Origin of the sequence: Rhodanobacter sp. DHB23, from assembly GCF_014842975.1 — a bacterium.
Lineage (GTDB): Bacteria > Pseudomonadota > Gammaproteobacteria > Xanthomonadales > Rhodanobacteraceae > Rhodanobacter_A.
Genome location: NZ_JACYXK010000028.1, coordinates 280,970 through 305,924, shown reverse-complemented (window position 1 = coordinate 305,924; position 24,955 = coordinate 280,970). Strand labels below are relative to the sequence as shown.

Here is a 24,955-nt window from a genome sequence, read left to right as displayed (position 1 = left end):
TCCCCTGCGTGGCCTCATCGTTTCGGAGCGGGAGCGGCTTCAGCCGCGATGCACTTCAGGTTTCTCGAACGCTCCGCCAAAAGCATTCGCGCACAGGGTGCGCTCCTTACGGATTTCTAAGAGTGGTGCGCCTGCCAGAGAAAGGCTTTGAGCAGGCTCTTGGAGCCTGTCGGCGTTTCCCGCAGCCCGTGCCGGGTGCTGTTGCCCTCAGGCCTGCGCGCGTTCCAGCATCTGCTTCGCGTGGGCACGGGTTTCGCGGGTGATCTCCACGCCGCCCAGCATGCGCGCGAGTTCGTCGCGCCGGCCTTCGGCATCCAGCGGCCGGATTCGCGTGCGGGTGTGGCCGCCATCGCTGTGTTTGCTGACGAACAGGTGCGCATGGCCCTGCGCGGCCACCTGGGGCAGGTGGGTGACGCACAGCACCTGGCGCTGGCCGCCGAGCGCGCGCAGCTTCTGGCCCACCACCTCGGCCACCGCGCCGCCGATGCCGCTGTCCACTTCGTCGAACACCATGGTGCCCACGCTGTCGTTGCCCAGGGTGGCGACCTCGATGGCGAGGCTGATGCGCGCGAGTTCGCCGCCGGAGGCCACCTTGCGCAACGCGCGCGGCGGCTGGCCCGGGTTGGCGCTGACCAGCAGTTCGCAGCGTTCGTGGCCCTGCGGGTCGGGCTCCGCACCTTCGGCGGGTTCCAGTTCCACCGCGAGCACGCCACCGGCCATGCCCAGCTCGGCCATCAGCGCGCTGACTTCCTTGCCCAGCTTGTCCGCGGCCTTGCGGCGCGATTTGCCCAGCTTGTCCGCGGCCTGCGCGTAGTCGGCGCGGCTGCGTTCGCGCTGGGCGGCGAGCTGCTCCAGCACTTCGCCGGCGCCTTCCAGCTCGGCCAGTTCGTTGCCCAGCGCCGCGGCCTTGTCGTGCAATTCGGCAATGGGCAGGCGGTGACGGCGGCCGAGTTCGTACAGGCGGGCGAGATGGGCATCGACCTCGGCGAAGCGCTCGGGGTCGAGATCGACGTCCTGCACGTAGCGGCCCAGCGTGTCGGCGGCTTCGCCCAGCTGGATCGTGGCGTTGTCCAGCAGTTCCAGCGCGGGGTTCAGCGCTTCGTCCAGCGCGGCCAGCTTGCCCAGTTCGGCATGGGCGCGCCCCAGGGCGCGGCGCAACGCGAATTCGCTGTCGCCGTCGAGCAGTTCGACCACTCCGGCCGCGCCCTCGGCGAGCCGGCCGGCGTTGGCGAGGCGCTTGTGGCTGGCTTCGAGCTCGGCCAGTCCGGTGGGCGGCAGCGTCCATTGCTCCAGCTCGGCGAGTTCGTGGCGCAGCAGTCCCAGCCGCTGTTCGCGGTCCTCGCCACCGCTGAGGCGGCGGATGCGCGCACCCAGTTCGCGCCATTGCGTGGCCAGTTCGCGCACCTGGACGGCCAGCGGCTCGTGGCCGGCGTAGGCGTCGAGCAGGGCGAGCTGGTGCGTGCGGGAGAGCAGGGCCTGGTGTTCGTGCTGGCCGTGGATTTCCACCAGCAGGGTGGCGAGTTCGGAAAGCTGGCCGGCGTTGGCCGGCCGGCCGTTGATCCAGGCGCGCGAGCTGCCCTCGGCGCGGATCACCCGGCGCAACTGGCAGGCTTCGCCGTCGTCCAGCTCTTCCCGCGCCAGCCAGGCGCGGGCCTCGGGCAGGGCGGCGAGGTCGAATTCGGCGGACAGCTCCGCGCGGTCGCTGCCGGCGCGCACCATGCCGCTGTCGGCGCGCGCGCCGGCGAGCAGCAGCAAGGCATCCACCAACAGCGACTTGCCGGCGCCGGTTTCGCCGCTGACCACGGTGAGACCGGCGCCGAAGTCGACTTCGGCCTGTTCGACGACGGCGAATTGGCGGACATGGAGCGAGATGAGCATGGCGGGCTGGCGGCAGTCCGTATGGGAATAGTGCGATTGTAGTAGGAGCCTGCGCGGCGGAAGTCGTCCGGGGCGCATTCGCCTCGAACGCCTACGCCGCGCAGGCTGCATGCCAGTCGCTACAATGCCGGGGCGCTTGCGTGACAGGCGTGCAGACCTTATCTCTTGCCCGTCTCACCGATTGCTACAGCGCATGTCCCGTCACCCCGCCCGCGAACTCGATGCACGTACCCGCCGCCTGCTGCGCAGCCTGATCGCGCAGTACCTGGTCGACGGCGAGCCGGTAGGCTCGCGCACGTTGTCGCGGTCGTCCGGGCTGGACGTCAGTCCGGCGACCATCCGCAACATCATGGCCGACCTCGAGGAGGCCGGCCTGGTCGCCTCGCCGCATACTTCGGCGGGGCGCATCCCCACGCCGCGGGGCCTGCGCCTGTTCGTGGACAGCCTGATCGAGCTGCAGCCGCTACCGCACGAGGAAATGGCCCGCCTGCAGCGCGAGCTGCCGCCGGGGCAGGCCACCACGCGCGACCTGCTGGGCAACGCCTCGGCCCTGCTGTCGGCGATGACCCGCTTCGCCGGCGTGGTGACGGTGCCGCGGCAGGCGGATTTCCCGTTGCGCCACATCGATTTCGTGCCGCTGCCCGATGCCCGGGTGCTGGTGATCCTGGTGTTCTCCGACAACCAGGTGCAGAACCGCGTGGTGCAACTGGCCAGGCCTCTGGAAGGCCGCGAGCTGGAGCATGCGGCGAACTACATCAACGCCCATTTCGTCGGCCTGCGCGTGGACGACATCCGCGCCCACCTGCTGGCCGAACTGCGCGCCGCGGGCAGCGAGCTGAACCGGCTGGTGGCGAACGCCACCGAGCTGGCCACGGCCTCGTTCGCGCCGCAGGCCGAGGGCGACGAGGTGCTGGTCAGCGGCCAGACCAACCTGATGGCCTGCGCCGAACTGGCCGACCTGCAGCGCCTGCGCGAGCTGTTCGAGGCGTTCCAGCAGAAGAATGGGCTGTTGCAGTTGATGGAGTCGTGCGCGCGGGCGCCCGGCGTGCGGCTGTTCATCGGCGAGGAGTCGGGTTTCGCCGCACTGGACGGTTGCAGCGTGGTCACCGCCAGCTACGGTGCCCAGGGGCGCGTGCTGGGTGCGGTGGGCGTGATCGGTCCCACCCGCATGGCCTACGAGCGGGTGATCCCGGTGGTACAGGCCACGGCCGGCCTGCTCAGCGATGCCTTGAATCGCGCCGCGACGGCCTCATAAGTGGCGCGGGAGGCGGGGATTGCCCGCAGGTTTTGAATCGGTCGGCGCCACCTGCCGGCCACGGACGAGGCTTGGAGTCATTCATGCACAACAACGATTCGCACCCGGCGCAAGGCGCCGATGCAGCCGGCGAGGCGGTCAGCGCCGACCTGGAAGCGCTGAAGGCCCGCGTGGCCGAGCTGGAGGCCGGCAATACCGAGCTGCGCGAAACCGTGCTGCGCGAGAAGGCCGAGCTGGAGAACCAGCGCCGCCGCCTGCACCGCGACCTGGAGCAGGCCCGCCGCTTCGCCAACGAGAAGCTGCTGAACGAGCTGCTGCCGGTGTTCGACGGCCTGGAAAGCGGCCTCGCGGTGGAAACCGCCGACGTGGCGGCGATGCGCCAGGGCCTGGGCCTCACCCTCAAGTCGCTGCTGAAGGTGGGCGAGAGCCACGGCCTGGCGCAGGTCGATCCGCTGGGCCAGCCGCTCGATCCCGAGCGCCACCATGCGGTGAGCATGGTCGAGTCGCCCGGCGCGGAGGCAGGCACCGTGGTCAGCGTGCTGCAGAAGGGCTACGTGTTGAACGACCGCCTGCTGCGCCCCGCGCTGGTGGCCGTGGCGAAAGACTGAACCGCGCGCCAGCGGGCGCGACGCATCCGGAGTCCCGTCGGCATTGATTCGCCGCACGCGGGCCCCATCTGGAAAACCATTGCGCGGCCGTGGGGGCCGCCTTCGAGATTCGGGAGCTAACACATGGGCAAGATCATCGGCATCGACCTGGGCACCACCAATTCCTGCGTGTCCGTGATGGACGGCAGCACCACCAGGGTCATCGAGAATTCGGAGGGCGATCGCACCACGCCGTCCATCGTGGCCTTCAGCAAGGATGGCGAAGTGCTGGTCGGCGCGCCGGCCAAGCGCCAGGGCGTGACCAACCCCAAGAACACCTTCTACGCGGTGAAGCGCCTGATCGGCCGCAAGTTCACCGACGCCGAGGTGCAGAAGGACATCCACATCGTGCCCTACGCCATCGTCGCGAACGACAACGGCGACGCCTGGGTGGCGACCGCAGACGGCAGGAAGATGGCGCCGCCGGAAGTCTCCGCGAAGGTGCTGATGAAGATGAAGAAGACCGCCGAGGACTATCTCGGTGAGCCGGTCACCGAGGCCGTCATCACGGTGCCCGCCTACTTCAACGACAGCCAGCGCCAGGCCACCAAGGACGCCGGCCGCATCGCAGGCCTGGAAGTGAAGCGCATCATCAACGAGCCGACCGCGGCCGCGCTGGCCTATGGCCTGGACAAGAAGGGCGGCGACCGCAAGATCGCGGTGTACGACCTGGGCGGCGGCACCTTCGACGTGTCGATCATCGAGATCGCCGAGGTCGACGGCGAGAAGCAGTTCGAGGTGCTGGCCACCAACGGTGACACCTTCCTCGGTGGCGAGGACTTCGACATGCGCGTCATCGACTATCTGGTCGAGGAGTTCCAGAAGGACCAGGGCATCGACCTGCGCAAGGACCCGCTGGCCCTGCAGCGCCTGAAGGACGCCGCCGAGCGCGCCAAGATCGAGCTGTCCTCCGCGCACCAGACCGAGGTGAACCTGCCGTACGTGACGGCCGATGCTTCCGGTCCGAAGCACCTCAACATCAAGCTCACCCGCGCCAAGCTGGAAGCGCTGGTGGAAGACCTGGTCAAGCGCACCATCGAGCCCTGCCGCACCGCCCTCAACGACGCCGGCCTGCGCGTGTCCGACATCGACGAGGTGATCCTGGTCGGCGGCCAGACCCGCATGCCGAAGGTGCAGGAGTCGGTGAAGGACTTCTTCGGCAAGGAGCCGCGCAAGGACGTCAACCCGGACGAGGCCGTGGCCGTGGGCGCCGCGATCCAGGGCGGCGTGCTGGGCGGTTCGGTGAAGGACGTGCTGCTGCTCGACGTGACCCCGCTGTCGCTGGGCATCGAGACCATGGGCGGCGTGATGACCAAGCTGATCGAGAAGAACACCACCGTGCCGACCAAGGCGGCGCAGACGTTCTCCACCGCCGACGACAACCAGACCGCGGTGACCGTGCACGTGCTGCAGGGCGAGCGCGAGCGCGCCAACGCCAACAAGTCGCTGGGCAAGTTCGACCTGCAGGGCATCGAGCCGGCGCCGCGCGGCATGCCGCAGATCGAGGTGACCTTCGACATCGACGCCAACGGCATCCTGCACGTGTCGGCCAAGGACAAGAAGACCGGCAAGGAACAGAAGATCGAGATCAAGGCCGGCTCGGGCCTCTCCGAGGAGGAGATCGCCCGCATGGTGGCCGACGCCGAGGCCAACAAGGAAGAGGACAAGAAGTTCCACGAGCTGGTGGGCACGCGCAACAAGGCCGACCAGCTGGTGCACGCCACCCGCAGTGCGCTGAAGGAGCACGGCGGCAAGGTCGGCGCGCAGATCGGCAGCATCGAGGAGGCGCTGTCGGAACTGGAGAAGGTCAAGGACGGCGACGACAAGGCGCTGATCGAGGCCAAGATCTCCAAGCTGGAACAGGCCGCGCAGGCGTTGTACGCCGCGGCCCAGGGCGGCCCGGCCGACGCCGGTGCGCAGCCGGGCCCGGGCGGTTCGGCCCAGCCGGACGACGTGGTGGACGCCGAGTTCACCGAGGTGAAGGACGACAAGAAGTAAGCGTGCCCTGGCTCAAAACGGGTGCTGCGAAAGCAACGCTCGTTGCTGAAAAGTGCGGCCAAGGATGGCCGCCCGTTTGACTTTCGCGCTCATGGAGGAGCGCATAAGCTTTTCTGGGGAGAGCGATGGACAAGGGACGCTTGGAGGCCTTCAGCGATGGCGTGCTGGCCATCATCATCACCATCATGGTGCTGGAGCTGAAGGTGCCGCACGGCGCAAGCTGGGAGGTGCTGGCCGCGCAGTGGCCGGTGTTCCTCAGCTACGTGCTGAGCTTCGTCTACGTGGGCATCTACTGGAACAATCACCACCACTTCCTGCATGCGGCGAAGAAGGTGGACGGCAGCGTGCTGTGGGCCAACCTGCACCTGCTGTTCTGGTTGTCGCTGATGCCGGTGGCCACGGGCTGGATGGGCGAGAACCAGTTCGCCACGCTGCCGGTGGCGGTCTACGGTTTCGTGTTGCTGATGTGCGCCATTGCCTGGCTGCCGCTGCAATACAGCCTCATCTGCGCGAACGGCGGTAAGACCTCGCTGCTGGCGCAGGCGCTCGGTGGCGACTGGAAAGGCAAGGTGGCCGTCACCATGTATCTGGGAGGCATCCTGCTGGCGTTCGTGGCGCCGTGGGTGTCGTGTCTGTTTTATGCCACGGTGGCAGCGATCTGGTTCATTCCTGATCGGCGCATCGAATCGCGGATCAAGCAATGAGCAAGCGTGATTACTACGAAGTCCTCAGTGTCGAACGTACCGTCACCGAGGTCGAGCTGAAGAAATCCTTCCGCCGCCTCGCGATGAAGTACCACCCGGACCGTTGTCCCGACGATCCGCACGCGCAGGAGAAGTTCAAGGAGGCCAAGGAGGCCTACGAGGTGCTTTCCGACGCGCAGAAGCGCGCCTTGTACGACCAGTACGGGCATGCGGCCTTCGAGGGTGGCATGGGCGGCCGCGGCGGTGGTGCGGGCTTCGGTGACATGGGTGACATCTTCGGCGACATCTTTGGCGACATCTTCGGCGGTGGCCGCAGCCGCCAGCCGCGGCGCGGCGCCGACCTGCGCTACATCATGGAGCTGGATCTCGAAGAGGCCGTGTTCGGCATCGAGCGCAAGATCGAGATCCCGTCGCAGGTCAACTGCCACCACTGCAACGGCAGCGGCTCGGCCGACGGCAAGACCGTGCAGTGCAAGACCTGCCACGGCCACGGCCGCGTGCGCATGCAGAACGGCATCTTCTCGATCCAGCAGGCATGCCCGCATTGCGGCGGCAGTGGCCAGGCGATCGAGAAGCCGTGCAAGCACTGCCATGGCGAGGGCCGGCTGGAAGAGACCCGCACGCTGTCGGTGAAGATCCCCGCCGGCGTGGACAACGGCGACCGCATCCGGTTGACCGGCCAGGGCGAAGCCGGCCCGTCCGGCACACCGGCGGGCGACCTGTACGTGGAAGTGCGCGTGCGCGAACACGCGATCTTCCAGCGCGAAGGCAACGACCTCTACTGCGAAGTGCCGATCCGTTTCTCGCAGGCCGCGCTGGGCGCCGAATTGCCGGTGCCGACGCTGGAAGGCGAGGTGCCGATCACCATTCCGCCGGAGACACAGACCGGGCAGACTTTCCGCCTGCGCGGGCGCGGCGTGAAGTCGGTGCGCAGCGGCCGTTCCGGCGACCTGATCTGCCGGGTGGCGGTGGAAACGCCGGTACGCCTCACCAGGCAGCAGCGCGAGCTGCTGGAACAGCTCGAGGCCAGCTTCAACGAAGGCAAGGCCGAGGAGCACATGCCGCGCGCGCACAACTGGTTCGATGGCGTGAAGCAGTTCTGGTCGAAGGTGACTTCGTAAACTGCTAACTTTGGACGTCCGTTTGCCGCGCACGCCAGGATGTCCGCCATGACCAGTTCGCCGATCCGCCTCGCCATCAATGGCGCCTCCGGCCGCATGGGCCAGGCCCTGCTGTCGCTGCTGCGCGCAGATGGCCGTTTCGAATTGGTGCATACAGTGGTGTCGCCGGGCTCGGCGCATGACGGCGAGCCGGTCTGGTTCGGGCACTCCCTGCGTCATGCGCACGACTGGTCGCATGCCCCCGCGACCGACGTGGTAGTCGATTTCAGTGGTCCGACCGGCCTGGCGGCGGCGCTGGATCATTGCCTTGCGCACGGCATCCCCCTCGTCACCGGCACCACCGGCCTCGATGCGACCCTGCAGGCACGGCTGGAAGCCGCCGGCGCGCGCATCGCGCTGCTGCGCGCGGCGAACTTCAGCCTTGGCGTGGCGCTGCTGACGCGGCTGCTGCGCGAGGCAGCCGGCGCCTTGCCGGAGTGGGACCTGGAAATCGTCGAAGCCCATCATGGCCGCAAGCAGGATGCCCCCTCGGGCACGGCGCTGGCGCTGGGGCAGGCGGCGGCCGCGGCGCGCGACACCACGCTGTCGCAGGCCGCCGTCTACAGCCGCGAAGGGCGCACCGGCGAGCGTGCTCCCGGCAGCATCGGCTTCGCCGTGGTGCGCGGCGGCGACATCGTGGGCGAGCACCAGGCCTTGCTGATCGGGCCGGGCGAACGGCTTGAACTCGGGCACCGCGCCACCGACCGCGCGATCTTTGCCCGCGGCGCCCTGCAGGCGGCGCATTGGCTGGTCGGCCGCGCGGCCGGGCATTGGCGGCTGGAAGACGTGCTCGCGTCGCCGGGCTGAACCCGCAAAAACTTGCCTCGCCACCTGCCGGCAGCTAGCATCGCTGGCCTGTCATTGGGGAGTAGCCAGCCTCATCCCCCGAGGCGTTCGCATCAACAGACTTGGTCGCCGCCCGCGGCGCCATGGTGCGAACGGCAGGCATCGTCGCCCGATGCGTTGCCCGGCGAGACCTTTGGCCAGCGACACCTCACCCGGCCGGGCGAACGGTGTCGTTGCGCCATCGGTTCCATCGTTCGCCCGGCCCGTGCATCCCATGCTGCCTATCCTCGCCCTGTTCCTCGTCTCCGCCGGCGCGATCTATCTAGCCTGCGAATATTTCGTCAACAGCGTCGAGTGGCTGGGGCGCAAGCTCGACATGGGCGCGACCGCCACCGGCACCGTGCTAGCCGCGTTCGGCACCGCGCTGCCGGAAAGCGCCGTCACCTTCGTCGCGGTGATCTTCGGCAAGACACCCGCAGCACGCGACATCGGCGTGGGCGCGGCGATGGGTGGTCCGCTGGCGTTGGCCACGGTGGCCTATGCGGTGGTCGGCATCGCATTGTTGAGCAACCGCAAGCGCCTGCGGCGCGTCGATGGGCTGGTGCGCGTCGATCACCAGCGGCTGGCGCGCGACCAGTCGTGGTTCCTGGCGATCTTCGCACTCAAGGTTGGTCTCGGCCTGGTGGCGTTCGCGCTCAAGCCGGCGCTTGGCGTGGTGTTCCTGCTGGCCTATGCACTGTACGTGTGGCGCGAGATGCGCAGCGACGACAGCGTGCCGGAAGAAGAGGAAGAGCTGGAACCGCTGAAGCTGTGCCCGCGCCAGGCGGACCCCGCGCTGGGCTGGGTGTGGCTGCAGGCCGTGGCTGCGCTGGTGGTGATCGCCGTGGCTTCGAGGGTGTTCGTAGGCCAACTGGAAGCGATCGGCGTGGCAATGTCGCTGCCGCCGCACCTGGTGGCGCTGGTGCTGAGCCCGGTGGCGACCGAACTGCCGGAGACGCTCAACGCGCTGATCTGGGTGCGCCAGGGCAAGGAGCGCCTGGCGCTGGCGAACATCTCCGGCGCCATGATGATCCAGGCCACCATCCCCAGTGCGCTGGCGATCTTCGCCACGCCGTGGCTGTTCGATGCGCCGCTGCTGACATCGGGCGCGTTGACTGCGGCCGCGATCGCCTATCTCTGGTGGCTGTTCCAGCGCGGAAACGTGGATGCGCGCCAACTGCTGCCAGTGGGCCTTTTGTACGGCGTGTTCGCCATGGTCGTGGCCTTGCATTTCGCCCGTTGAGGTCCGGCCGTTGCGCTGTCCTCCGGGCGGCGTGTGGCCGTCCGGAGGACAGCAGGCGTCACTTGCCGGCCGTGTAGCTGAGGTCGGCGTTGTACCTGTCGAAGTGGTCGGATGCCTTGGCGATCGAATCGTCCAGGGATTTGCGGATCGCGTCCGCGGCAGACTGCCCGTACACGCCGGCCACCATCTTCCACAGCGGGGGATCAGGCTCGGCACCGGCTTCAGCCCAGTTCTTGCTGCGGATCACCAGGACATAGTCAGGCGCGCCATCGCCATCGCCCTGGATCTGGAAGGTGTACCAGTGATACGGCCAGTTGGCCTTGATGGCCGCGGCGGTGATCTTCTTGACCGCGTCGTTGAAGGCCATTCCTGGTTCGCGCCCCGGCTTCAGCTTGTAGTCGAGCACCTGCAGGATCGGCGGCGGAACTTCGGTTCGCCAGTTGGCGGATGGGCTGCTCAGGTCGGGCTGCAGCACCATGAGCGCACTGGTCTCGCCCGTCAGGTACGGGTTGCCCTGCGAGCGCCAGGTCGCATCACATGGCTTCATCTGGGCATCCAGGGCGTCCAGGTCGGCCCAGGTGACAGGCCCCACGTCGGACGAATACTGGTAGTCGTTGCCAGTCTCGTGGGCCACGGTCGGCATGCTGAACTTGACATGGTGCTCGCGCAGGCACTGGTTGAATGCCTTGACGCCGGCCTCGTAGTGCTCTTGCTGGGCTGGAGCCACGGTATCGGTCCAGTCCCGCCAGACGACGGCCTTGTCCGAATCTCCCGCGCGGGCGCTTGCCGCGGCGGAAGCCGCAAGCGCCGCAACCACACACACAGTGAGCAGTTTCATAGTCCCCTCCGAGCGTATTCGCGTGGCCAGGCCACGGACTTTCGTTCACACCGTCCCTGAAAGTGTGACGAAGCGCACACATATAGGCGCGGGCAAAGTCGCTTGCAAGTGCCGGCGAATTGCGTCAGGGAGCGCCTCAGGCCGCCCGCCAGCTGGATTCGCTGGCAGGAAAGCAAGATTTGAACCAGGAGGCTTGGTGAGGCTCAGTCGCGGTGCGCGGCGTTGCGGTCGCGCTTGGCGCCGTACCGCGTGTCCAGCTTGCCGAACAGTTTCTTGAACAGGCGGGAGAACTTGCCGCGCCTGGTCTTGCGCAGTTTCTCCTCCTCGCTGGTGAGCCAGGCCACCTGGATCACCCGGCGCTCGCCCTCGTAGGGCAGGTGGCCGTGGAAGGAGTTGTCGCTGCGCCTGAACACGGCGAATTCGCCGTACAGCGGCGGCAGTTCGGGGGCCACGAGCGCATCGATGTCGTCGATCTTGTCCAGGAAGCGCAGGCAGCCGTCACTGGTGTCGGGCCATTGCGGGTTGAGGTAGAGCAGGGCGGTGGCGACCTTGGACTTGCTGTCGGTGTGGATGGTGCCGTGGCGCTTGTTGAGCAGGCGGCACAGCGTCACCAGCGTCGGATACTGGCCGAGCCCGGCGATGCCCAGCTTGCCGCCGATCAGGTCGGCGAAATCGGGGGCGGTGAGCTGCCCGACCAGGGCGTTGATCGATGGGCCGCAATCGGCCGGATCCCACGGGAAGAAGCCGGCACTCGGGTAAGGCGGGAAGTCGCGATCCAACTCGCCACGCGCGTCGTCGGGCAACTGGCCATGGGCCACCATGAAGGGAAACGGTTCCCGCTGCACCAGGGTGTCCGGGCGATCGAAGCGGGCAGGATCGAGCAGGGCATCCGGACTCATGGGCAGGTTTCATTTCCCTGGAAACGGCGGATCAGTCTAACGCCACGCGATGATACGGAGGCTGACGAAATCCACGCCTCATGCCCGATTCGAAGTGGACAGCCGGTGCCCCTGCGCCTATCATTGCCACCCGCCCGAACGTCCTCCCTTCCAAGGTTCTCAAGCCTGCTTTTCGCGGCTTGCGGACTTTGCTGCACCCGAAAGGCGGTTTCCATGCCCATCCCCGCTCTGCTTGCCCTCGAAGACGGCAGCGTGTTCCACGGCCATGCCGTGGGCGCGACTGGTGAAACCGTCGGCGAGGTGGTTTTCAACACCGCCATGACCGGTTACCAGGAGATCCTCACCGATCCCTCGTACTCGCGCCAGATTGTCACCCTCACGTACCCGCACATCGGCAACACCGGCATCAACGCCGAGGATGCCGAGTCCACCGCCGTGCACGCCGCCGGCCTGATCGTGCGCGACGTGCCGCGCCGCGCGAGCAACTGGCGCAGCACTGAAAGCCTCCCCGATTACCTCAAGCGCCACGGCATCGTCGCCATCGCCGGCATCGACACGCGCCGCCTCACCCGCATCCTGCGCGACAAGGGGGCGCTCAACGGCTGCATCGTGGCCGGCGAAGCCATCGACGCCGAAGCCGCACTGGCGAAGGCGCGCGCCTTCCCCGGCTTGAACGGCATGGACCTGGCCAAGGTGGTCAGCGTGAGCAAGCCGTACAGCTGGAACGAAGGCATCTACGACCTCGACCGCACGGCCTTCAGCCAGCCGGCCCGGCGCTTCAAGGTGGTGGCCTACGACTACGGCGTGAAGCAGAACATCCTGCGCCTGCTGGCCGAGCAGGGCTGCGACATCACCGTGGTGCCCGCGCAGACGCCGGCGGCCGAGGTGTTGGCGATGAAGCCGGACGGCGTGTTCCTCTCCAACGGCCCCGGCGATCCGGCCGCATGCGACTACGCGATCGAAGCGGCCAAGCAGTTCCTCGACGCGAAGATCCCGCTGTTCGGCATCTGCCTCGGTCACCAGATCATGGGCCTGGCGCTGGGCGCGAAGACGCTGAAGATGAAGTTCGGCCACCACGGCGCGAACCATCCGGTGAAGGACCTGGACGACGGCCGCGTGCTGATCACCTCGCAGAACCACGGCTTCGCGGTCGATCCGACCACGCTGCCGGCGAACGTGCGGGTGACCCACCAGTCGCTGTTCGACGGCTCGCTGCAGGGCTTCGCGCTCACCGACCGCCCGGCATTCTGCTTCCAGGGCCATCCGGAAGCGAGCCCCGGCCCGCACGAGATGGGTTACCTGTTTGATCGTTTTGCCAAGCTGATGCAGGAGGCCCGCTGAGATGGCCAAGCGTACCGATATCAAGAGCATCCTCATCATCGGCGCCGGCCCGATCGTCATCGGCCAGGCCTGCGAGTTCGACTACTCCGGCGCGCAGGCGTGCAAGGCGCTGAAGGAAGAGGGTTACCGGGTGATCCTGGTGAACTCCAATCCCGCCACGATCATGACCGACCCGGAGACCGCCGACGCGGTCTACATCGAGCCGATCAACTGGCAGACGGTGGAGCGCATCATCGCCAAGGAGCGCCCGGACGCGGTGCTGCCGACGATGGGTGGCCAGACCGGCCTCAACTGCGCGCTCGACCTCGCCGACCATGGCGTGCTGGAGAAGTACAACGTCGAGCTGATTGGCGCCTCGCGCGAAGCCATCCGCATGGCCGAGGACCGCGAGTTGTTCCGCGTGGCCATGGCCGACATCGGCCTGGAATGTCCGAAGGCCGAAGTGGTCCGCACCTTCGAGCAGGCGCTGCTGGCGCAGGCGAAGGTGGGCTTCCCCACCATCATCCGCCCGAGCTTCACGCTGGGCGGTTCGGGTGGCGGCATCGCCTACAACAAGGAAGAGTTTGAAGAGATCGTCAAGCGCGGCCTGGAACTCTCGCCGGTGGGCGAAGTGCTGGTCGAGGAATCCGTGCTCGGCTGGAAGGAATTCGAGATGGAAGTGGTCCGCGACAAGGCGGACAACTGCATCATCGTGTGCTCGATCGAGAACCTCGATCCGATGGGCGTGCACACCGGCGACTCGATCACCGTCGCGCCGGCGCAGACGCTCACCGACAAGGAATACCAGCGCCTGCGCGATGCCTCGATCGCGGTGCTGCGCAAGATCGGCGTGGACACCGGCGGCTCCAACGTGCAGTTCGGCATCAATGCCGAGAACGGGCGCGTGGTGGTGATCGAGATGAACCCGCGCGTGTCGCGTTCGTCCGCGCTGGCCTCCAAGGCCACCGGCTTCCCGATCGCCAAGATCGCCGCCAAGCTGGCCGTGGGCTACACGCTGGACGAGCTGAAGAACGACATCACCGGCGGCCTGACCCCGGCCTCGTTCGAGCCGACCATCGATTACGTGGTCACCAAGATTCCCCGGTTTGCCTTCGAGAAGTTCCCGGCCGCCGACGCGCGCCTCACCACCCAGATGAAGTCGGTGGGCGAGGTGATGGCGATGGGCCGCACCTTCCACGAATCACTGCAGAAGGCGCTGCGCGGACTGGAGATCGGCAAGACCGGCCTGAACCCGACTGGCCTGGATATTTCCACCGAGGCGGGCCTGGCCACGCTCAAGCGTGAGCTGCGCGAGCCGCGCCCGGATCGTGTGTTCCATCTCGCGGATGCGTTCCGCGCGGGCCTCACGCTGGAAGAGGTGTACAACCTCAGCCGCGTCGACCCGTGGTTCCTCGCCGCGTTCGAAGACATCGTGCTGACCGAAGGCGAAGTGGCGGCGAATGGGTTGACCGCGTTCGACGCGCCGCGCATGCGCGAGCTGAAGCGCATGGGCTTCTCCGACGCGCGCCTCGCCGAGCTCACGGAAACCACCGAAGCGGCGGTGCGTCACTTGCGTCACACGCTGGGCGTGCGCCCGGTGTACAAGCGCGTGGACTCCTGCGCTGCCGAGTTCGCCACCACCACCGCCTACATGTACTCGACCTACGAGGAAGAGTGCGAAGCCAACCCGACCAGCCGCGACAAGATCATCGTGCTCGGCGGCGGCCCGAACCGCATCGGCCAGGGCATCGAGTTCGACTACTGCTGCGTGCACGCGGCGCTCGCCCTGCGCGAGGATGGTTTCGAGACCATCATGGTCAACTGCAACCCGGAAACCGTCTCCACCGACTACGACACTTCCGACCGCCTGTACTTCGAGCCGCTGACGCTGGAAGACGTGCTGGAAATCGTCGACCTCGAAAAGCCCAAGGGCGTGATCGTGCAATACGGCGGGCAGACGCCGTTGAAGCTGGCACGTGCACTGGAAGCCGCGGGCGTACCGGTAATCGGTACCTCGCCGGATTCGATCGACCTGGCCGAGGACCGCGAGCGTTTCCAGCAGATGATCGTGAAACTCGGCTTGATCCAGCCGCCGAACCGTACCGCGCGCAACGCCGACGAGGCGCTGGCGCTGGCCCGCGAGATCGGCTATCCGCTGGTGGTGCGCCCGAGCTATGTGCTGGGCGGCCGCGCGATGGAAGTGGTGTACGACGACGCCGACCTTTCGCGCTACATCCGCGAGGCGGTGCAGGTATCGAACGACTCGCCGGTGCTGCTGGACCGCTTCCTCGACCACGCGGTCGAGGTGGACGTGGACATCATCGCCGATGCCGAAGGCAACGTGCTGATCGGCGGCATCATGGAGCACATCGAGGAAGCCGGCGTGCACTCGGGCGACTCTTCGTGCTCGCTGCCGCCGTACTCGTTGTCGCCGGAAGTGCAGGACGAGATGCGCCGCCAGGTCGCCGCGATGGCGAAGGAGCTGAAGGTCATCGGCCTGATGAACACGCAGTTCGCGATCCAGGGCGACACCGTGTTCATCCTCGAGGTGAACCCGCGCGCCTCGCGCACGGTGCCGTTCGTGTCCAAGGCCACCGGCGTGCCGCTGGCGAAGATCGCCGCGCGTGCGATGGCCGGCCGTTCGCTGGTTGCGCAGGGCACGACCAGGGAAGTGATCCCGTCGTACTACTCGGTGAAGGAGGCGATCTTCCCGTTCCTGAAGTTCCAGAACGTGGATCCGATCCTCGGCCCCGAGATGCGTTCCACCGGCGAGGTGATGGGCGTGGGCCGCAGCTTCGGCGCCGCCTTCGCGCGTGGCCACGATGCTGCCGGCATCAAGACCCCGCCGAAGGGCAAGGTGTTCGTGTCGGTGCGCGATGCCGACAAGGACCGCCTGCTGCCGGTGGCGCGCGAGGCGCTGGCCAAGGGCTTCAGCCTGGTCGCCACCGAAGGCACGGCCAAGTACCTGGCCGGGCAAGGCGTGGCCTGCGAGCGCATCAACAAGGTGGCCGAGGGCCGCCCGCACATCGTCGACCTGATCAAGAACGGCGAGATCGTCTACATCGTCAACACCACCGAGGGCAAGCAGGCGATCGCCGACTCGTTCTCGATCCGGCGCGAGGCCCTGCAGCAGCGCGTCACGTACTCCACCACCGTGGCAGGCGCGCGTGCGCTGGTCCATTCGCTGGACTTCCACAACAGCGCGGACGTGCACAGCCTGCAGGAACTTCACAAGGAATTGAGCGCATGAGCAATCGCGCCCCCATCACCAAGGCAGGTTCGGAACGCCTGCGCGCCGAGTTGGAAAAGCTGAAGTCGGAAGATCGCCCGCGCATCATCGCGGCGATTGCCGAAGCACGTGCGCACGGCGACCTCAAGGAAAACGCCGAGTACCACGCCGCGCGCGAGCTGCAGAGCTTCATCGAGGGCCGCATCGGCCAGTTGGAGGCGCTGCTTTCCACCGCCGAGGTGATCGACGTGTCGCGCCTCAACCCGGGCAGCAAGGTGGTGTTCGGTGCCATCGTGGACCTGGCGGACGAGGACAGCGGCGCCGAGGTGACCTATCAGATCGTGGGCGACCTCGAGGCCGACATCAAGCAGAGCCTGATCGCAGTGTCCTCGCCGATCGCGCGTGCACTGATCGGCAAGAGCGAAGGCGACAGCTTCGAGTTCACCGCGCCGAACGGCGTCAAGCATTACGAAATCACGGGCGTGCGTTATTCCTGATTGCCAGGCTGAAGCTACGTCTGGAACGGCCGGCCACCTCGGTGGCCGGCCTGGCAAGCCAACCGGGGGCGGGCTGCCCCCGTCGACGGTCACCTGACAACGGTCCGCCCCATGCCGCAGCAGAAAATCCTGTTACTCAGCGTCTCCGCCGGAGCAGGCCACATGCGTGCTGCCGAGGCGTTGCGCCTGACCGCCGAGACGACCTTGCCGCAGGTCGAGACCCGGCACCTGGATGCGATGGACTACGTGCCATCGGCGTTCCGCAAGCTGTACACCGATTTCTACATCACCCTGATCAGCAGCTACCCGACGCTGTGGGGCATGCTGTACCAGCGCAGCTCGGAGGCCGACCCGAACGGCCCGATGCAGAAACTGCGGCGTGCCATCGAACGACTGGGCACGGGCGACCTGCGCAAGGCGATCAACGCGTTCGCGCCGGACGCCATCGTCTGCACCCACTTCCTGCCCGCCGAGATGCTGATGCACGAGATCCGGCGCGAACGCTTCACGGTGCCGGTGTGGGTGCAGGTCACCGACTTCGACCTGCACGGCATGTGGGTGATCCCGCGCATGACGGGTTTCTTCGCTGCCAGCGACGAGATCGCCTTCCGCATGCAGGCCAACCACATCGAGGCGGGGCGCATCCACGCCACCGGCATTCCGGTGATGCCGGCGTTCACCCAGCCGCAGGATCGCCCGACCTGTGCCGGGCGCTTCGGCCTGGATCCGGCCAGGCAGACCATCATGCTGATGGGCGGCGGCGCCGGGGTCGGCAAGCTCGACGAAGTGGCCACGGCGCTGATGCGGCTCGAGCACGACTTCCAGCTCATCGTGCTGGCCGGGCGCAACGAGGCCGCCCTGGCCAGGCTGAAGTTGCTGGCCACGGAGCATCCGGGGCGCCTGTTCCCGTTCGGCTTCACCAGCGAAGTGCCGCAGCTGATGGCCTGTTCGGACCTGGTGATCACCAAGCCGGGCGGACTGACCACCTCCGAATGCCTGGCGATGGGCGTGCCGATGGTGGTGTATGCGCCGGTCCCGGGCCAGGAAGAGCGCAACGCGGACTATGTGCTGGAGCAGGGGGCGGCGTTGAAGGCGATCGACCTGGTCTCGCTCGAATACCGCGTGCGCCAGTTGCTGGCCGAACCCCAGCGCCTGGCGCGGATGCGCGAACAGGCGCGTCGCCTCGGCCAGCCGCAGGCGGCGCAGCGCGTACTGGAGATCGTGCAGGCCCAGCTCGAGGGCCGGCGGACAGCGGCTGGGCCGGTGGAGCATTGAGCGTGCGCCCGATGGATCGACGATTCCTGCATGCAGGAGAAGACCCTGTTTCCATGCGGCCGCTGGTGCTGCTGCTGACCCTGGGCTGGACCGTGCTGCTGGCTTTCTTCTTTGCCAACGTGGAGATCCAGATCGAAGGCGCCGCCGGCTGGGCGGCGAACCTGCCGACCTGGCGCATCGAGCATCACTGGCTGCTGGATATTTTCTGGGGTGGCCGGCCGATGACCGGCTACCACGCCTGGCTTTTCCCCTGCATGGGATTGTTCTTCCATTTCCCGCTGATCTTCACCGGCCGCTGGAACTGGCGTGCCGAAGCGCGCGTGTTCGCCTGCATCATGCTGTTCTGGATCACCGAGGATTTCCTGTGGTTCGTGTTGAACCCGGCCTATGGCGTGGCGCATTTCGCGCCGCGCTACATCCCGTGGCACATCCACTGGTGGGGGCCGGCACCCAGCGACTACTGGGTCTCGCTGACCGTCTCCGCGGTGCTGTTCTGGCTGTCGTGCAGGCGATCGACGTCGAAGACCTGAAGCGCGGCGATCTACCCCCACGTTCTGGCTTGCATGCCAGAAACCAAACCCGCCGGGAGCGGTTTTCGGCTTCGTGCAAGCGATACCTGAAGGGCGACCGCCAGAAATCGCAGACACAAAAAAGGCCGCATCGATGCGGCCTTTCTTATCCACGCGTCATGCCGGACTCAGCGCTGACGAGCCTTGAAACGCGGGTTGCTCTTGCAGATCACGAACACCTTGCCGCGACGACGCACGATCTTGCAGTCGCGGTGCCGCGCCTTGGCGGACTTCAACGAGTTAAGCACCTTCACGGCGAGCTCCTGATACCAAACGGAAAAATCAGCGGGCTAGTATAACCTGCTGAATCGCCAGTCACAAGTTGCCGGAATCACGGACGAATTCGTCCACGGTGGACAGGAATTGCGCCACCACCGGGGAGGCATCGTCGGCCCGGCTGGCCACGGCCAGCAGGAGTTGGGCGGCGGGATCGGCCAGCGGCACATAGCTGACCCCGGCCAGGTGCACCGCGCGCATCGTCGCCGGCACCAGCGCCACGCCCAGGCCCGCCGCCACCAGGGCCAGCAGTCCGCTGATCTGCCGCGCCTGTTGCACGGTACGGGGGTGGAAGCCGGCCGCACTGGCCAGCGTGGTGAGCTTTTCGTGCAGGGTGGCGGCCACCTCGCGCGGTTGCGTGACGAAGGCCTCGCCGGCCACTTCGCCCATGTGCAACTGGTCGCGCGTGGCCAGCGGGTGGCTGGAGGGCAGGGCGAGCATCAGCGGCTCGCGATCGAGCATGCGCAGGCGCAACTTGCGGGCGTCCTGCAGGTGGCGCGGCTCGGTACGCACGAAGCCGATGTCGATCTCGTTGGCCAGCAGGGCGGCGAACTGCGGGGCGTTGTTCATCTCGCGCAACTGGACGTCCACGCCCTGTGCCATCTGGCGATGGCGCAGCAGGGTGCGGGGCAGGGCGGGGTGGAACGATACCGACAACGTGTACGCCAGCCGCAACTGGCCGCTGTGGCCGGCCGCGGCATCGGCGGTACGGCTGCGTGCCAGCTCGGCCTGGGCAAGGATCAGGCGAGCCTGTTCGAGGAAAACCTTGCCGGGCTCGGTCAACGCCACCTTGCGTTTGCTGCGTTCCAGCAGCAGGACGCCGAGGTCCCGTTCCAGGGCCTGGATCTGCTGCGAGAGCGGCGGCTGGGAGATGTGCAGGCGCAGCGCGGCGCGCGTGAAGCTCAATTCCTCGGCGACCGTGACGAAGTAGCGCAGCTGGCGGAAGTCAAACATATATGGGTTTCGTATAAATATCGATCCAAATATATATTGGATGCTTGAATGTGTCGCTCATAAAATACCCCTCGTCCCACCATCCTCCCCCCTCCCCCGGTGGTGGCGACCCACGCCTCGCGGCGACGCAGCACTCGAACGGCCACTCCCCCTCCCTGGCCATTTCGATGCGTCGCACCGCGAGGCGTTTTTTTGTGGTTCTCCTGTGCGATCGATCCATGATCGCAAAGATCAAACGGGCGGCCATCCATGGCCGCACTTTTCAGGGAAGGCCGCTGCGTTGCGGGTTTGTGGCAGAGCGTCGCGAAGATCAAGCGAGCAGCCATCCATGGCCGCACTTTCAAATTTTCCCCGTGACCGCCGTTGTTTACGCTCAAAGCTGGCAAGCCAGCCGCGTGCCTTGGTCGATGGCGCGTTTCGCATCGAGTTCGGCGGCTATGTCCGCGCCGCCGATGAGATGCGCCGGGATGCCCATGCCGGCCAGTTCGTCGGCCAGGCGGCGATCCGGCTCCTGGCCGGCGCAGATCACCACGTTGTCCACCGGCAGGATCTGCGGCTGGCCATCGACGGTGATGTGCAGGCCGGCCTCGTCGAAACGTTCGTAGCCGACCTTGCCCAGCATGGTCACCTGCTTGGCCTTGAGCGTGGCGCGGTGCACCCAGCCGGTGGTCTTGTTGAGCCGCGCGCCGGGGCGGCCCTCGCTGCGCTGGAGCAGCCAGACCTGGCGCAGCGGCGCTTCCGGCTGCGGTTTCAGCAGGCCGCCACGCTGGGACTGGCTGGTGTCCACGCCCCATTCGCGCGACCAGCGCGCGACGTCGGTGGCGGGGGAGGGCTGGTGCTCGACGAGGAATTCGGCCACGTCGAAACCGATGCCGCCGGTGCCGATGATCGCCACCCGCTGCCCGACCGGCTGGTTGCGCGCGAGCACGTCCAGGTAACCCAGCACGCGCGGGTCGTCGCTGCCAGGGAACCGTACCTTGCGCGGCATCACGCCGGTGGCCACCACCACTTCGTCGTAGCCGGCCGCCTTCAGCGCGGCGGCCCCGGCCTCGTGGCCCAGTTTCAGCTCGACGCCGGCATCGGCAAGGCGGTGGCGGAAGTAGCGCAGGGTTTCGTGGAACTCTTCCTTGCCGGGAATCCGCTTGGCGTAGTTGAACTGGCCGCCGATTTCGCTGGACCTGTCGAACAGGGCCACCGCATGGCCGCGCTCGGCCAGCGTGGCGGCGCAGGCCATGCCGGCCGGGCCTGCGCCGACCACGGCGATGCGCTTGCGCTGCGCCGCGGGTCCGATCTTCAGCTCGGTCTCGTGGCAGGCGCGCGGATTGACCAGGCAACTGGCGCGCCGGTTCTGGAACACGTGGTCGAGGCAGGCCTGGTTGCAGGCGATGCAGGTGTTGATGCGCTCGCTGCGGCCACCCTTCGCCTTGTTCGCCCACTCGGGGTCGGCGAGCAGCGGCCGCGCCATCGAGACCATGTCGGCATCGCCCTCGGCCAGCACGCGCTCCGCCACTTCGGGCATGTTGATTCGGTTGGTGGCGACCAGCGGGATGGCAACCTCGCCCTTGAGCTTCCTCGTCACCCACGCGAAACCCGCGCGCGGCACGCTGGTGACGATGGTGGGCACGCGCGCTTCATGCCAGCCGATGCCGGTGTTGATGATGCTGGCGCCAGCCGCTTCGATGGCCTTGGCCAGCGCGACGACCCCGTCCCAGCTCTGGCCGCCCTCGACCAGGTCGAGCATCGACAACCGGTAGATGATGATGAAGTCGCGGCCCACCGCCTCGCGCGTGCGACGCACGATCTCCGCGGGGAAGCGCATGCGCCGCCCGGCGTCGCCGCCCCATGCGTCGTTGCGCTGGTTGGTGCGCGCGGCGATGAACTCGTTGATGAGGTAGCCCTCCGAGCCCATCACCTCGATGCCGTCGTAGCCCGCTTCGCGGGCCAGCCGGGCGCTGCGCACGAAGTCGCGGATGGTGCGCTCCACGCCGCCCGTGGAGAGCGCACGTGGGGTGAACGGGGTGATGGGCGACTTGATTCGCGAGGGCGCCACCGACAGCGGGTGGTAGCCGTAGCGCCCCGCATGCAGGATCTGCATGCAGATCCTGCCCCCTTCGGCATGCACGGCAGCGGTGAGCTTGCGGTGGCGCGCCACGTGCCAGGGCATCGAGAGGCGTCCGCCGAACGGCTTCAGCCAGCCGCGGATGCTGGGCGCGATGCCGCCGGTGACCATCAGGCCCACGCCGCCGCGGGCACGCTCGGCGAAGTAGGCGGCCAGCTTGTCGAAGTCGGCGGCCTTGTCCTCTAGCCCGGTGTGCATCGAGCCCATCAGGATGCGGTTGGGCAGGGTGACGTGGCCCAGATCGAGCGGGGCGAACAGATGGGGGTAGTTCATGGCGCGACCGTGTTCAAACGATCGTATGAATGTGCCCGTTGCCGCACGCGGACGCAAGCGGCGTGTTCGGGCTCAGGTCCGCAGTTGCTCCACCAGGGCGATGTAGCGGCGCATCGCCTCGTCCTGCGGCAGGCCGCGCAACTGCACCCAGGCCTCGTGCTTGGCGGTGCCCACGAAATCGAAGAAACCGGGCCGGTCGCCGTGCGCATCGCCCTCCGACCCCTGCTTGTACAGCGCGTACAGCTTGAGCAGGGTGTCGTTGTCGGGGCGGTAATCCAGCCGTTTCACGGCCTCGGCAGCCTGCTCGAATGCATGGCGGGGATCATTCATGGCGGATCGACGCGGGAGTGGCCCGGAATTTCGCCATGGTACGCGATGCCGCGGGGGCCGGCGCGATACCATGCGCGTCCCCGCTTGATCAGGAGCCATCATGAGCCGAACAGCCGCCGTACCCGTGCTGACCATCGACGGTCCCTCGGGCTCGGGCAAGGGCACGATCAGCCGGCGCGTGGCCGAGCACCTGGGATGGCGCTTGCTGGACTCCGGTGCGTTGTACCGGGCGGTGGGCTACGCCGCCGGGGCGGCGGGACTGGACCTGTCCGACGTCGAAGCGGTGACCCGCTGCGCGCAGGCCACCAGGATCCGCTTCCAGCCCAGCGCCGACGGCAGCGATACCCGCATCCTGGTCAACGGCCACGACGCCACCGACGAGCTGCGCACCGAAACCGCGGGCGCCGCGGCCTCGGCGATCGCCTCGCTTGCCCCGGTGCGGCAAGCCCTGGTGGAGCTGCAGCTGGGCTTTCGCAAGGCACCCGGCCTGGTGGCCGACGGGCGCGACATGGGCACGGTGATCTTCCCCGATGCGCCGTTCAAGGTGTTCCTCACCGCCAGCGCCGCCGAGAGGGCGAAAAGACGCTATAAGCAGTTGAAGGAAAAGGGACTCAGCGTTACACTGTCGAGTCTGCAGCGCGAGATCGAGGCGCGCGACCATCGCGATGCGTCGCGTTCGGTCGCGCCGCTCAAGCCCGCGCCGGAGGCCGTGCTGGTGGACACCACCGGCATGGGCATCGACGAGGTCGTCGCAAAAGTTCTTGCCGTCGTGCAGCCCTGAGCGGGTTGCGCGGCGGTTTTCGTTCCCCGGTCAATGACGATCGGGGCTCAACCATGGTGGCGAGGCGTGCCCCGCAAGGGCGTTCCGAAGACACCCCAACCGGTGGGCCGTTGCCGCTGCGTTTCCAGTCCGGAGCGCCGCAACCGTCCTTTCCCATTCTGGAATCAACATGACCGAAAGTTTTGCCGAACTGTTTGAACAGAGCCAGCAGGCCATCGCCAAGCTGAAGCCCGGCGCCATCGTCACCGGCATCGTGGTGGAAATCCGCAACGACGTCGTCGTGATCAACGCGGGCCTGAAGAGCGAAGGCATCGTCCCGATCGAGCAGTTCAAGGGCGAAGACGGCACCCTCGAAGTGAACGTCGGCGACCACGTGAAGGTGGCCCTCGAAGCGCTCGAGGACGGCTTCGGCGAAACCAAGCTGTCGCGCGAGAAGGCCAAGCGCTCGATGGTGTGGGACGACCTCGAGGAGGCGTTCGACAAGGAAGAGACCATCAAGGGCATGATCTCCGGCAAGGTCAAGGGCGGCTTCACCGTCGACATCAAGGACGTCCGCGCGTTCCTGCCGGGCTCGCTGGTCGACGTGCGCCCGGTGCGCGAGCCGACCTACCTCGAGGGCAAGGAACTCGAGTTCAAGATCATCAAGCTCGACCGCAAGCGCAACAACGTGGTGGTCAGCCGCCGTGCCGTCGTCGAGACCGAGTTCTCCGCCGAGCGCGAGCAGCTGCTTGAGCGTCTGGTCGAAGGCGCGATCATCAAGGGCGTGGTCAAGAACCTCACCGACTACGGCGCGTTCGTGGACCTGGGCGGCATCGACGGCCTGCTGCACATCACCGACATGGCGTGGAAGCGCGTGCGCCACCCGAGCGAAGTCGTCAACGTCGGCGACGAGCTGGACGTGCGCGTGCTGAAGTTCGACAAGGAGCGCAACCGCGTCTCGCTGGGCCTGAAGCAGCTGGGCGACGATCCGTGGGTGAACATCTCGCGTCGTTACCCGGTGAGCTCGCGCCTGTTCGGCAAGGTCTCCAACGTCACCGACTACGGCTGCTTCGTCGAGATCGAGCCGGGCGTCGAGGGCCTGGTCCACGTGTCCGAGATGGACTGGACCAACAAGAACGTCAACCCGGCCAAGGTGGTGCAGGTCGGCGACGAGACCGAAGTGATGGTGCTGGACGTGGATGAAGAGCGTCGCCGCATCTCGCTGGGCATCAAGCAGACCCGCTCGAACCCGTGGGAAGCCTTCGCCGCCATGCACAAGAAGGGCGACAAGGTCTCCGGCCAGATCAAGTCGATCACCGACTTCGGCGTGTTCATCGGCCTGGACGGCGGCATCGACGGCCTGGTGCACCTGTCCGACATCTCTTGGCAGATGTCCGGCGAAGACCTCGTGCGCAACTTCAAGAAGGGCGACGAGATCGAGGCCGTGGTGCTGGCGGTGGATCCGGAGCGCGAGCGCATCTCGCTCGGCATCAAGCAGATGGAGCAGGATCCGTTCGGCCAGTTCATGGGCAACAACCCGCGCGGCAGCATCGTCACCGGCACGGTGAAGGAAGTGGACGCCAAGGGTGCGGTGATCGACCTGGGCGAGGGCGTGGAGGGTTACCTGCGCGCCAACGACATCGCCAAGGAGCGCATCGACGACGCCACCCAGCACCTGAAGGTGGGCGACAAGGTCGAGGCCAAGTTCACCGGCATGGACCGCAAGGGCCGCCAGCTGTCGCTGTCGATCCGCGCCAAGGACGAGGAAGACGTGCAGGAAGCCCTGGCCGAATACTCCTCGGCCGCCGGCGGCACCACCAAGCTCGGCGCTCTGCTCAAGGAGCAGATGAACAAGGCCGACTAAGGCGTTGCAAGAAGGGCCCGGGGCGGCGTGAGCCGCCCCGGG

At 67.2% G+C, this 24,955-nt stretch carries 21 protein-coding genes and 1 riboswitch; of the genes, 14 read left to right on the top strand and 7 right to left on the bottom strand.

Annotation, left to right across the window (positions count from 1 at the left end; genetic code table 11):
• Positions 1 to 207: 207 nt before the first annotated feature.
• Complete coding sequence (gene recN / locus IHE47_RS13230; protein ID WP_192106537.1) at positions 208 to 1,878, bottom strand: DNA repair protein RecN; 1,671 nt, start codon at positions 1,876 to 1,878, stop codon at positions 208 to 210.
• 193 nt (positions 1,879 to 2,071) lie between these two features.
• Between recN and hrcA the strand changes: the two genes are divergently transcribed.
• The 7 genes from hrcA to IHE47_RS13195 all read left to right on the top strand — a co-directional run bounded on the left by hrcA (position 2,072) and on the right by IHE47_RS13195 (position 9,710).
• Complete coding sequence (gene hrcA / locus IHE47_RS13225; protein ID WP_192106535.1) at positions 2,072 to 3,133, top strand: heat-inducible transcriptional repressor HrcA; 1,062 nt, start codon at positions 2,072 to 2,074, stop codon at positions 3,131 to 3,133.
• Between the two features lie 83 nt (positions 3,134 to 3,216).
• On the top strand, positions 3,217 to 3,741 hold the full coding sequence (grpE, locus tag IHE47_RS13220; protein WP_192106533.1) for a nucleotide exchange factor GrpE: 525 nt from the start codon (positions 3,217 to 3,219) through the stop codon (positions 3,739 to 3,741).
• A gap of 123 nt (positions 3,742 to 3,864) precedes the next feature.
• Positions 3,865 to 5,778, top strand: coding sequence for a molecular chaperone DnaK (gene dnaK / locus IHE47_RS13215; protein ID WP_192106531.1), 1,914 nt, complete (start codon positions 3,865 to 3,867; stop codon positions 5,776 to 5,778).
• A gap of 125 nt (positions 5,779 to 5,903) precedes the next feature.
• The gene (locus tag IHE47_RS13210; protein WP_192106529.1) at positions 5,904 to 6,482 is read left to right on the top strand and encodes a TMEM175 family protein; all 579 of its coding nucleotides are present in this window, start codon (positions 5,904 to 5,906) and stop codon (positions 6,480 to 6,482) included.
• Entirely contained in the window at positions 6,479 to 7,603 is a 1,125-nt protein-coding gene (dnaJ, locus tag IHE47_RS13205; protein ID WP_192106527.1) for a molecular chaperone DnaJ, read from the top strand. The genes IHE47_RS13210 and dnaJ overlap by 4 nt, the downstream gene beginning before the upstream one ends.
• A 48-nt stretch (positions 7,604 to 7,651) precedes the next feature.
• A complete protein-coding gene (gene dapB, locus IHE47_RS13200; protein WP_192106525.1) occupies positions 7,652 to 8,449 on the top strand; it encodes a 4-hydroxy-tetrahydrodipicolinate reductase in 798 nt (265 codons plus the stop codon).
• A gap of 44 nt (positions 8,450 to 8,493) precedes the next feature.
• A riboswitch (yybP-ykoY riboswitch) is annotated at positions 8,494 to 8,707 on the top strand.
• On the top strand, positions 8,703 to 9,710 hold the full coding sequence (locus tag IHE47_RS13195; RefSeq protein ID WP_192106523.1) for a sodium:calcium antiporter: 1,008 nt from the start codon (positions 8,703 to 8,705) through the stop codon (positions 9,708 to 9,710). Its footprint overlaps the riboswitch before it by 5 nt.
• A gap of 58 nt (positions 9,711 to 9,768) precedes the next feature.
• On the opposite strand, the gene IHE47_RS13190 is transcribed toward IHE47_RS13195, so the two are convergent.
• Together IHE47_RS13190 and IHE47_RS13185 are read right to left on the bottom strand one after the other, a co-directional pair.
• Complete coding sequence (locus tag IHE47_RS13190; RefSeq protein ID WP_192106521.1) at positions 9,769 to 10,548, bottom strand: hypothetical protein; 780 nt, start codon at positions 10,546 to 10,548, stop codon at positions 9,769 to 9,771.
• Between the two features lie 203 nt (positions 10,549 to 10,751).
• The gene (locus IHE47_RS13185; RefSeq protein ID WP_192106519.1) at positions 10,752 to 11,447 is read right to left on the bottom strand and encodes a 2OG-Fe(II) oxygenase; all 696 of its coding nucleotides are present in this window, start codon (positions 11,445 to 11,447) and stop codon (positions 10,752 to 10,754) included.
• 213 nt (positions 11,448 to 11,660) lie between these two features.
• On the opposite strand from IHE47_RS13185, the gene carA reads away from it, so the two are divergent.
• The 5 genes from carA to IHE47_RS13160 all read left to right on the top strand — a co-directional run bounded on the left by carA (position 11,661) and on the right by IHE47_RS13160 (position 18,298).
• Positions 11,661 to 12,788 carry a glutamine-hydrolyzing carbamoyl-phosphate synthase small subunit gene (gene carA, locus IHE47_RS13180; RefSeq protein ID WP_192106517.1) on the top strand — a complete coding sequence of 376 codons (1,128 nt, stop codon included), beginning with the start codon at positions 11,661 to 11,663 and terminating at the stop codon, positions 12,786 to 12,788.
• Between the two features lies 1 nt (position 12,789).
• The gene (gene carB, locus IHE47_RS13175; RefSeq protein ID WP_192106510.1) at positions 12,790 to 16,017 is read left to right on the top strand and encodes a carbamoyl-phosphate synthase large subunit; all 3,228 of its coding nucleotides are present in this window, start codon (positions 12,790 to 12,792) and stop codon (positions 16,015 to 16,017) included.
• Complete coding sequence (gene greA / locus IHE47_RS13170) at positions 16,014 to 16,493, top strand: transcription elongation factor GreA (RefSeq protein WP_192106504.1); 480 nt, start codon at positions 16,014 to 16,016, stop codon at positions 16,491 to 16,493. Before carB ends, greA begins: the two co-directional genes overlap by 4 nt.
• Positions 16,494 to 16,655: 162 nt before the next feature.
• On the top strand, positions 16,656 to 17,768 hold the full coding sequence (locus IHE47_RS13165) for a glycosyltransferase (RefSeq protein ID WP_255523498.1): 1,113 nt from the start codon (positions 16,656 to 16,658) through the stop codon (positions 17,766 to 17,768).
• A gap of 53 nt (positions 17,769 to 17,821) precedes the next feature.
• Positions 17,822 to 18,298 carry a hypothetical protein gene (locus IHE47_RS13160; protein WP_192106501.1) on the top strand — a complete coding sequence of 159 codons (477 nt, stop codon included), beginning with the start codon at positions 17,822 to 17,824 and terminating at the stop codon, positions 18,296 to 18,298.
• Positions 18,299 to 18,465: 167 nt separating this feature from the next.
• Here IHE47_RS13160 and ykgO read toward each other — a convergent pair whose 3' ends face one another.
• The 4 genes from ykgO to IHE47_RS13140 form a co-directional block, all read right to left on the bottom strand.
• Positions 18,466 to 18,591, bottom strand: coding sequence for a type B 50S ribosomal protein L36 (gene ykgO / locus IHE47_RS13155; protein WP_007080705.1), 126 nt, complete (start codon positions 18,589 to 18,591; stop codon positions 18,466 to 18,468).
• Positions 18,592 to 18,652: 61 nt separating this feature from the next.
• Positions 18,653 to 19,567 (bottom strand): LysR substrate-binding domain-containing protein, encoded by a 915-nt coding sequence (locus tag IHE47_RS13150; RefSeq protein ID WP_192106499.1) that lies wholly within the window; start codon positions 19,565 to 19,567, stop codon positions 18,653 to 18,655.
• Between the two features lie 373 nt (positions 19,568 to 19,940).
• Positions 19,941 to 21,959 (bottom strand): NADPH-dependent 2,4-dienoyl-CoA reductase, encoded by a 2,019-nt coding sequence (locus IHE47_RS13145; RefSeq protein WP_192106497.1) that lies wholly within the window; start codon positions 21,957 to 21,959, stop codon positions 19,941 to 19,943.
• 72 nt (positions 21,960 to 22,031) lie between these two features.
• Positions 22,032 to 22,289 (bottom strand): acyl-CoA-binding protein, encoded by a 258-nt coding sequence (locus tag IHE47_RS13140; RefSeq protein WP_192106495.1) that lies wholly within the window; start codon positions 22,287 to 22,289, stop codon positions 22,032 to 22,034.
• Positions 22,290 to 22,389: 100 nt separating this feature from the next.
• Here IHE47_RS13140 and cmk point away from each other — a divergent pair, with 100 nt between their 5' ends.
• Positions 22,390 to 23,070, top strand: a complete 681-nt coding sequence (gene cmk, locus IHE47_RS13135; protein ID WP_192106494.1) for a (d)CMP kinase — start codon at positions 22,390 to 22,392, stop codon at positions 23,068 to 23,070.
• A gap of 169 nt (positions 23,071 to 23,239) precedes the next feature.
• On the top strand, positions 23,240 to 24,913 hold the full coding sequence (rpsA, locus tag IHE47_RS13130) for a 30S ribosomal protein S1 (protein ID WP_192106492.1): 1,674 nt from the start codon (positions 23,240 to 23,242) through the stop codon (positions 24,911 to 24,913).
• Positions 24,914 to 24,955 lie beyond the last annotated feature (42 nt).